Origin of the sequence: uncultured Methanobrevibacter sp., from assembly GCF_902801725.1 — an archaeon.
In the GTDB taxonomy this organism is placed as follows: Archaea; Methanobacteriota; Methanobacteria; order Methanobacteriales; family Methanobacteriaceae; genus Methanocatella.
In genome coordinates, this window is the sequence record NZ_CADCJB010000005.1 from 51884 (window position 1) to 60693 (window position 8810).

An 8810-nucleotide genomic window follows, 5' to 3' on the forward strand; every position below is an offset into this window, starting at 1 on the left:
TAATCACTCATCCATTATGTTTAAATCCATATTAAGCAATGCTTTCATTGTCTCGATATCAATTTGTCCTGGAGCGGTAACATCAGTTCCCGCAGCAAATGTGATTGGTGAGTTGAATTTGGATGCCATAACTCTGGTGTAGCTTCCTAAATCACCCATGGAGATGGCAATTGTGTCTTCACAATGTGAAAGAACAGCAAGAATTGTAATGGTGTCCTCTAAATTCTGAGGCATAAAAGCGACTTTTGCAATGTCTCCAAGTTCCTGCTCTTTTTCAACGATATATGTTATTTCACTTAGCTTTGGAGTTTTTTCAAAGTCATGGTAAGACACGATGGTTTTTACGCCGGTGTCATGAATCTTTTTAATATATTCATCATTGCTTTGCAGTTCAATGTCTACATAATCGACTAAATCGGCGCATTGGTATAGAATATTAAATCGCTCCTCTTCGGAACCCTTAAATGACCCGCCTTCAGTATTTATCCTATTGGTTGCAATCATGGGAAAATTAATTTCGTTGATTGTATCTTTGATTTCATTAATGTCGGGATTTTTAAGTCCGTCGATCCTAAATTCCAATACGTCGGCACCCTTTTTGATACAGTCATTAGCCACTTCAATAACGCTTTTGCAATCTTTTTGAAAAATGGGGATTGCAATTTTTGTTTGAGAATACATTAATATAATGTTTTATATTTTGTCATTATTAAATTTTCTTTAAAAAATTATTAATATTTATATAAATTAAGAGACAAAATATATACCAATAAAATATTTATATTTTATTTGTTTATCCAATAAATTATGCAAGGTGTTAATTTGAAAATTACGGCTATTGGTGCGGATATATCAAAAAATGATGTGTCTTGTAGCGCCAAGCTAGTAGAAACTATTGAAAAAAATCTTCAAAGCGTTAATGAGTTAGGTGCAAGGAATGTTGCATTAACCAATGTCACAGGTGATGATGTTGTTATTAGCGCATTTGTAGAAGATGACTTGCTTGAAACTGTCAACAAAGGTTTGGTTGATGTTTTAAAAATGAGTGCAGAAAACTTTGGTGACTTATCCGGAATTTCCGATAATCCTGAGGAGGCAGGTGAAGGAATATCCTATGCCGAAGCAGCAATAAGGAAAGACCGGTATCCTGATGCTATTGTTTTAGGTTTTGATACATATGGTGGAGAACCATTTGTGGGTGATGTTGCAAATTCTGCAATTGATGCCGCAAGAGGTATGAAAAATTGCACAGATGTGTCTGATTATATAGAACCGAAAACAAGGAAAATACCTGGAGTAGGTTATGTTTCACCAGAAACCGATGATCCAGTTGTTGTTGCAACTGTTGAAGATATAGAATCTGTTGGTGTAATCGCAGGTGCTATGATTGGAGCTGCGCTTGGAAATAAAAATGTTTATTTAGTTAAAAGAGGAACAACTTGTAATGTATTGCCGGGTAGTGTAATATTTTCCGCTACTGCTTTTATGAATGGAAATGTAATTGATTTGGCAGTTCCATTTGAAAATAAAACAAGAATATTGAGATAGGAGACATATTATGATTTTATTAAATGAAGATACAAAATGTTTAGTTCAAGGGATAACCGGTAAACAAGGTTCATTCCATACAGAACAAATGTTAAAATATAATACAAATATTGTTGCAGGACTTACTCCTGGAAAAGGTGGTCAAAAGTTCTTGGATAAAGTTCCGATTTTTAATTCATTTGAAGAAGCCAAAGAAGACGTGGACATCAATTCTTCAATAATTTTTGTTCCTGCAAAATTTGCAAAGGATGCTGCTTTTGAAGCAATTAGACATGTGGATTTGGTTATCATTATCTCTGAACATATTCCTGTTCACGACAGTATGAAAATCATGGCATATGCTAAAGAAATGGACACTACAGTTATTGGTCCGAATACTCCTGGAATTATCTCTCCGGGTGTTGGTAAGTTAGGTATCATGCCAACCCATATATTTAAAGAAGGTAATGTTGGTGTTATTTCAAGAAGCGGTACATTAACTTATGAAATTGCAAGCGAACTTACCAATGCTGGAATTGGTCAAAGTACTGCAGTTGGAATTGGTGGAGACCCAGTAACAGGAAACAATTATGTTGACATTTTAAAAAGATTCGAAAAAGATGATGATACTGATGCAGTTGTATTGATTGGTGAAATCGGAGGAACTGCAGAAGAAAGGGCAGCTAAATTCATTCAGGAAGAAATGACAAAACCTGTCGTATCTTATATTGCAGGAAGAACCGCACCTCCGGGCAAAAGAATGGGGCATGCTGGAGCTATTATCCAAGGAAATTCCGGTACTGTTGCAAGTAAAACCAAAGCATTAAATGATGCTGGTGTGGAAGTGGCTATAAAACCATCTGAAATTGTAAATCTACTTAAAAAGGTTATGTAATGTCAAATCAAGAAATTATCGATAAATTATTAAAAGGCGAAATGAAGCTGTACCAGGTTGATGGTGAAGTTTCCGCTAAAGATGCGACTGATATTAGAAGAGAATTTTTAGAACAGAAATATGGAATAGAGCTATCTAATATCTCTAATTTTACTTTAGACATGGAAAGGGCATCTGCCCGTAACATTGAAAACTCAATTGGAGTTTTGCAGCTTCCTATGGGTATTGCAGGTCCTTTAAAAATCAATGGTGAAAACTGTCAAAGAGAAGTGTTTATTCCCCTTGCAACTTCTGAAGGTGCACTTGTGGCATCAATTAACAGAGGTGCTTCAACAATCACTGCCTCCGGGGGTGTTAATGCAAGAGTTATTTCTGATATTATGACAAGAGCACCGGCAATCAAATGTGAAAATGCGGTCGATGCTTTAAAAATCAGGCAATGGTTTATTGATAATTTTGATGAGTTAAAAGAGATTGCAGAAAGCACAACTTCTCATGGTAAATTAATAAAAATAGACCCTATCTTAATTGTTGGAAGCTATGTATATCCAAGATTTGTTTTCTCAACTGGGGACAGTATGGGGATGAATATGGTAACAATAGCTTCTGAAAAAATCTTGGAAAAACTTGCAGAGGAAACCACCGCCACTCATTTAGCATTAAGCGGTAATGTTTGTGTTGATAAAAAACCAGCAGCAATTAATATTGTTGAAGGAAGAGGAAAAAGCGTTGTAGCAGACATATTAATTCCAAAGGATATTGTCGCTAAGAAACTTAAAACCACTGCAGAAGCAATTGTTGAAGTTAATATTGCTAAAAATCTAATTGGTTCAGCAGCTTCTGGCAGTATGGCTTATAACGCTCATTATGCTAATATGGTTGCAGCCATATTTTTAGCTACTGGTCAGGATGCCGCTCATGTTGTGGAAGGTTCTCTTGGTATTACCACAGCTGAAAGTCGTGATGGCGATTTGTATTTTTCAATCAACTTGCCTGACTTGCCTGTTGCTACTGTTGGTGGAGGAACCAGTTTGGAAGTGGCTCATGAAGGTTTGGAAATATTGGGTGTAGCTGGATCAGGTAAAGCTCGCGAATTTGCAGAAATAGTTGCAAGTACAGTTTTAGCCGGTGAATTGTCTCTTCTAGGAGCTTTGGCTGCAGGACACTTGGCAAGGGCTCATCAGGAACTTGGAAGAGGATAATATGGATGATTTTCTAGATGAATTATATCCTGAGCTAACCCTTGAAACCGATGATATTGTAATGACTTTATCAATAAAAAAAGACTATTCTAAAATAAAGAATTTTGATAAAAGAAAAGAAGAGTTCATCAATGATTTGAATGAGTTTATAAAAGAATTTTCTCAAACTCCCGAATCTGATGATTTTATTAGATATTACGATTAGTATTTGGAATCTATTTTTTCAAATACTTTTTTAACATTTACTTTTGTTTCGAAACATCCTGTTTTTTCAAGTAAAACTCCTTGAGGGCAAAAATCGGAAAGCAACATCATCATTTGGTTTAAATCCTCGTGACATGCTACGCCGAGCACTGCCTTAAATTTATTTTCCATAACTATTTTTTTAACAAAGCTTGATCCTGGAACAATGTATAGTTTGTATCCTAATGGCTCAGCTTTTTTCTTAATTGCTCCAATTGAACATAATCCGCATTCAATGCAATTCAAACCTTCTTTCTGAAGTGTTGCAGGACAGTCTCTATGCCTCAAACAATGAGGTAGGAATATCAATGTCTTCTCGGCAGGAATTTCCTTAAATCTTTCTTTATTGATGTCATCTCTGACTTTAATGGCAATGTCATCAATGAGATGGTCATCCAGTTTTAAAAAATGCGCTATTGTTTTAAATGGGGAGTATAACAGGTCAACAATATATAACAGGAATCTGGGAAACCTTATCTGATTTTTACGAGCTATCAGATAACCTAATATTAGCACAACTATGAATAAAATTAGGATTAGGACGGCCAGAAACACTACTAATTGGCCTACAAACATATAGAACGAATCAATGAATAACATTTTTTAACCTAAAATTCCTCAATTGTATAATTTTCAAAGTCCCTATTTAATTTAACACCAGTAGGTGTTTTAACTATTTCAAGTCCGGATAAGCTATCGCATGAACATAAAATATTTTGTTCAGGGTGTGTTCCAGGAGTGATGTTGCAATTTAGGTTAACTCCATCCCCAATGGATATGACAGTTTCCAAGCGTTTTGTTGATGGATGGTCTTTGTTTAAGATTATTAATGGTGAGGACTCTTCACGACTTAAATAAGCTTGAGCGCGTATTGCCCTTTTGTCTTTTTTAAAGTTGGATACAGCAATTATATCATCTGATTCTAAAAACTGAACTATTTCTTCGTTGTCCTGTGTTGCTATAAATAACATTTTATTATCGTAGGCCACTTTGATAATTCCCACAGTTCCGGTTTCTCCTTCAAGAAATAGTATTTCATCATTTTTAAAATCAATATTCATAATAACCACTTAAAAAATAAAAAAAAGAGAGTAATGTATTTACTCTGCTAGTTCAACATTGTCACTTTGACAAGATGGACAAACTACCTTTTTTCCAAGTCCTTTAAAGGTATTTCCACAGTCTTTGCAACGGTATTTTTTTGTTTTCAATTTTTTCAAATCAATATCGGCCATTGGCCCTCCACTAGAACACATGTTAAATCACCTTGTTATATTACTATATATTATATATTATATTAATATATTTTGAATGTTTTCCATTTTTTCAAGAGTTGCATTATCTTTTGTAATTTCATATTTGAGTTTTAAAAAGTACAATGTCTGATTATATAGTTTGTTGGTTTCAAATTCTTCAATCAGCATGTCTAATGTTTTTAAAATGAATGGATTGATTCCAATCTGTATATTCTTGTCCTTGAGAATTTTTATGCATTCTGGAAGTGACAAGTCGATTTCTGAATTTTTGGATTTGATATAATTGATTTCGGAGTATGCCATAGGGTTCAATTCAAATTCCATACTATATTTGAATAGTGCAAATGCAGTTTCCATTTGATTTTCTTCAATATAGTAATCTCCGAGGGTTCTATAACTTCTGGCTATATCCTGAGGGTAATATGCATATTTGAGTGCATCCGATGCATACATGAAACACTTGGTATAGGTGTATGTGTGTATTTTGTAGATTTCACATAATTCCAGTATTATTCTTGAAGATACGGGATTTATCTTTATTGCCTTTTTAAGATAGGTTTCCGCCTTTTCGTATTGTTGAGTTTCCAAAAGCAAGAATCCGTAAATGTAATACAAATCCAATAGTGGTTCATTGTCCGGAATGTATCTGAGTATTTTTTCGGTGCCTATATATTCATTGAATAGCATTTCCTCCAGAGGGTTTGTAAAAAAGTGGTATTCGCTTACCTTGTCGTCTTCAAACATTCCGGGAAAACTTTCCATGAAATTGTCTAATTTATTCAATGCAGTTTTATACTCTCCACTTTCGATATCATATGAAACTTCATTTAAAATATCCATTATTGGATTTTCTTTTTGTGATATTCCTCTAAATTCGTTTTTTTCATCTTCAGAAAGACAATCCCACATCATTCGAGAAATTTCTTTTAAAATCTCTTTATTGTAGGGGTGATCTTTATAGACTTCCATTTGGGAAGATAGATACTGTTTGTTCAAATCTTTGTTTTCTCCCAAATTGGATTTGATTTTGTTTATTATCTGTTCATACATTAAAACACCGAAAGTTACTTTAATGGGTAATCTTTTTATATTACCTCAAACTCATATTATATATGTATAAAAACTTAGTTTTATATTTTTATTTAAAAATTTTAAAGGTGATTATTAAATGGCAAATCAACCAATTTTTATCCTTCCTGAAGGGACTGAAAGATATTCAAAAAGAGATGCTTTAAGAATGAATATCACAGCTGCAAAAGTATTGTCTGGTATTGTAAGAACTACTTTAGGCCCTAAAGGTATGGACAAAATGTTAGTTAACTCATTAGGTGATGTCACTGTCACTAATGATGGTGCAACTATCATGAGAGAAATGGAAATTAACCAACCTGCAGCTAGAATGCTCGTAGAAACCGCTAAAAAACAAGAAGATATTGTTGGAGATGGAACTACTTCTGTTGTTGTTATTGCAGGTGAAGTATTAAGTAAGGCTGAAGAATTATTGGATGATGGAATCGCTACTTCCATTGTTGTGAAAGGAATTAGAAATGCTACTTCAAAAGCAATCGAAATATTAAATGATATTGCAATCGATGCAGATGATAGGGAAACTCTTAAAAAAGTCGCTGTTACTGCAATGAGTGGTAAAGGTTCAGATTATGCTAAAGACCACTTGGCTGATTTGGTTGTTGATGCTGCTTTAAGAATTGAAGAGGATGGAAAATCAGATATTGACAATATCAATATTCAAAGAGTTTCAGGAGATTCCGTAGAAGATTCATTTTTAGCAGAGGGTATCGTAATTGATAATACTCCTTTATCTAAAAACATGCCTAAAGAAATTAAAGATGCTAAAATTGCAATCATGAAATATCCTATCGAATTAAAAGACACTAATACTGATACTAAAATTGACATTACAAGCCCTGATCAATTTGAAGCATTCCTGCAACAAGAAGAACAAATGATTAAGGATTTGGTTAATAAAGTTGTTGATTCTGGAGTAAATGTTTTATTCTGTCAAAAAGGTATTGATGATATGGCAGAACACTACTTGAAAAAAGCAGGAATCATGGCATACAAAAGAGTTAAAAAATCTGATATTGAAAGAATTGAAAAGGCTACTGGTGCTAAATTAGTCACTGATATTGAAGATTTGTCTGCAGATAAATTAGGTACTGCAGGTCACGTATATCTTAATAAATTATTTGACCATGAACTAACTTTCATTGAAGAATGTGAAAATCCAAAAGCTTCTTCAATCGTATTGAGAGGAAGTACCCGTTATGTAACTGAACAAATTGCTAGAGCATTGGATGATGCTTTGGGAGTAGTTGCAGCTACTATTGATGAAGGTAAAGTTCTCATTGGTGGTGGAGCTTGTGAAATTGATTTAGTCAAAGCATTAAGAGAGTATGGTGAAACCGTAAGTGGAAGAGAACAATTGGCTATATTAAAATATGCTGAAGCTTTAGAGGTTATTCCAAGAACTTTAATCGAAAATGCTGGTTTGGACACCATCAATTTAATCGCTGATTTAAAAGCTGCTCATGAAGACTCTCCTTTCATTGGTATTAATGTATTTACCGGAGAAGTGGTTGATATGAAAGATGCAGGTGTAATCGAACCTTTAAGGGTAAAAATCCAAGCACTTCAATCTGCTGGTGAAGCATCTGAAATGATTTTACGTATCGATGATATGATTGCAGCAAGAAATGCTTTAAATTCTACAGGACCTGATGAGTCTGGAAATGATGCAAGTGGTATGCCTCCAATGCCTCCGGCACCGGGTATGGGTGGAATGCCTCCTATGATGTAAATTTTTAAAAATTTTTACATCTTTTATTTTTTTTAACTATTTGGGCTTATTTTATTGATTTGATATACAATATATGTTGTTATTTATTTTAACTTTGTTAAATTTAATGTTTTTTTATTAATCAAGTTTAAATTATATGTTGTTTTCTATAATAAGCTTTTAGAGTACTGTTTTCATTTTAATATATTTAAGTTACTTAAATTATGATTTTCTATTGTTTAGGTTTATTATAACTTATTTGGATTATTATGTTTTTTATTTGTTTATTTTCATCAAATTTTAGTCTTATTTTTTAAAATTAGGCTATTTTAATTTGATTTTTAAATAACAAAGGTTTATATAAGATATTTATAATAAATATTGTTGAAGTGAGTTTGTAATCTCACGGTTAATTAATTAAATTGTTATGGAGGTAAAATATTTTGAACAAACAAATATTGCTCACTATGTTTTTGGTGTTCGCTGTTATTTTTTCAGTTTGCGCCGTTTCGGCTAGTGAGGTAAATGTTACAGATTCATATGCTACAAGCTTAGTAGATGATACATCAGATGTACCAATTGCAATGGAGAATACTGCTGATTCATCAGAGATTTCTGTATCTAGTTATTCAAATGTTGATAATGATTCATCTAAAGTTTCTCTATCAAGTGAAGAAGTTTTAGGATCTGAAAATTCAAATACTTTATCAACTAACACGAATAGTAATTCTTTGCTTAGTAGTGTTTCTAAAATAGATGTTTCTGACTCTGTCATTTCTAAGCCGGTTACTAAATATTATAAAGGAAGTACAAAATATACTGCTACTTTCCTTGATGGACAAGGAAAAGTTTTGAATAATGCTAAAGTTAAGGTTACTGTTGATGGTAAG

At 33.2% G+C, this 8810-nt stretch carries 10 protein-coding genes and 1 pseudogene; 6 read left to right on the forward strand and 5 right to left on the reverse strand.

Going from position 1 to position 8810, the window contains the following annotated elements:
• Positions 1–3: 3 nt before the first annotated feature.
• Complete coding sequence (gene aroD / locus QZV68_RS01795) at positions 4–681, reverse strand: type I 3-dehydroquinate dehydratase (protein WP_296878016.1); 678 nt, start codon at positions 679–681, stop codon at positions 4–6.
• Between the two features lie 141 nt (positions 682–822).
• On the opposite strand from aroD, the gene QZV68_RS01800 reads away from it, so the two are divergent.
• Genes QZV68_RS01800 through QZV68_RS01815 form a run of 4 tightly spaced genes read left to right on the forward strand, consistent with a single transcriptional unit; the run spans position 823 to position 3829 of the window.
• A complete protein-coding gene (locus QZV68_RS01800) occupies positions 823–1548 on the forward strand; it encodes a hypothetical protein (RefSeq protein ID WP_296878018.1) in 726 nt (241 codons plus the stop codon).
• Positions 1549–1558: 10 nt separating this feature from the next.
• Positions 1559–2422 carry a succinate--CoA ligase subunit alpha gene (gene sucD, locus QZV68_RS01805; RefSeq protein ID WP_296878020.1) on the forward strand — a complete coding sequence of 288 codons (864 nt, stop codon included), beginning with the start codon at positions 1559–1561 and terminating at the stop codon, positions 2420–2422.
• Positions 2422–3624 carry a hydroxymethylglutaryl-CoA reductase (NADPH) gene (hmgA, locus tag QZV68_RS01810; RefSeq protein WP_296878022.1) on the forward strand — a complete coding sequence of 401 codons (1203 nt, stop codon included), beginning with the start codon at positions 2422–2424 and terminating at the stop codon, positions 3622–3624. The genes sucD and hmgA overlap by 1 nt, the downstream gene beginning before the upstream one ends.
• Position 3625: 1 nt before the next feature.
• Positions 3626–3829: a hypothetical protein gene (locus QZV68_RS01815; protein ID WP_296878024.1), complete on the forward strand. Its 204-nt coding sequence runs from the start codon at positions 3626–3628 to the stop codon at positions 3827–3829.
• Here QZV68_RS01815 and QZV68_RS01820 read toward each other — a convergent pair.
• Genes QZV68_RS01820 through QZV68_RS01835 form a run of 4 tightly spaced genes read right to left on the reverse strand, consistent with a single transcriptional unit; the run spans position 3826 to position 6173 of the window.
• A complete protein-coding gene (locus QZV68_RS01820; protein ID WP_296878026.1) occupies positions 3826–4467 on the reverse strand; it encodes a DUF116 domain-containing protein in 642 nt (213 codons plus the stop codon). The two genes, QZV68_RS01815 and QZV68_RS01820, sit on opposite strands and share 4 nt — an antisense overlap.
• Positions 4468–4475: 8 nt before the next feature.
• Positions 4476–4928, reverse strand: coding sequence for a hypothetical protein (locus tag QZV68_RS01825; protein ID WP_296878028.1), 453 nt, complete (start codon positions 4926–4928; stop codon positions 4476–4478).
• Between the two features lie 39 nt (positions 4929–4967).
• Positions 4968–5123 (reverse strand): hypothetical protein, encoded by a 156-nt coding sequence (locus tag QZV68_RS01830; RefSeq protein ID WP_295115512.1) that lies wholly within the window; start codon positions 5121–5123, stop codon positions 4968–4970.
• A gap of 36 nt (positions 5124–5159) precedes the next feature.
• The gene (locus QZV68_RS01835; protein WP_296878031.1) at positions 5160–6173 is read right to left on the reverse strand and encodes a lipopolysaccharide assembly protein LapB; all 1014 of its coding nucleotides are present in this window, start codon (positions 6171–6173) and stop codon (positions 5160–5162) included.
• Positions 6174–6291: 118 nt separating this feature from the next.
• Here QZV68_RS01835 and thsA point away from each other — a divergent pair, with 118 nt between their 5' ends.
• Both thsA and QZV68_RS01845 read left to right on the forward strand, forming a co-directional pair.
• Positions 6292–7941, forward strand: a complete 1650-nt coding sequence (gene thsA, locus QZV68_RS01840; RefSeq protein ID WP_296878033.1) for a thermosome subunit alpha — start codon at positions 6292–6294, stop codon at positions 7939–7941.
• Between the two features lie 452 nt (positions 7942–8393).
• Positions 8394–8810, forward strand: a pseudogene (locus QZV68_RS01845) (hypothetical protein); the annotation flags it as partial.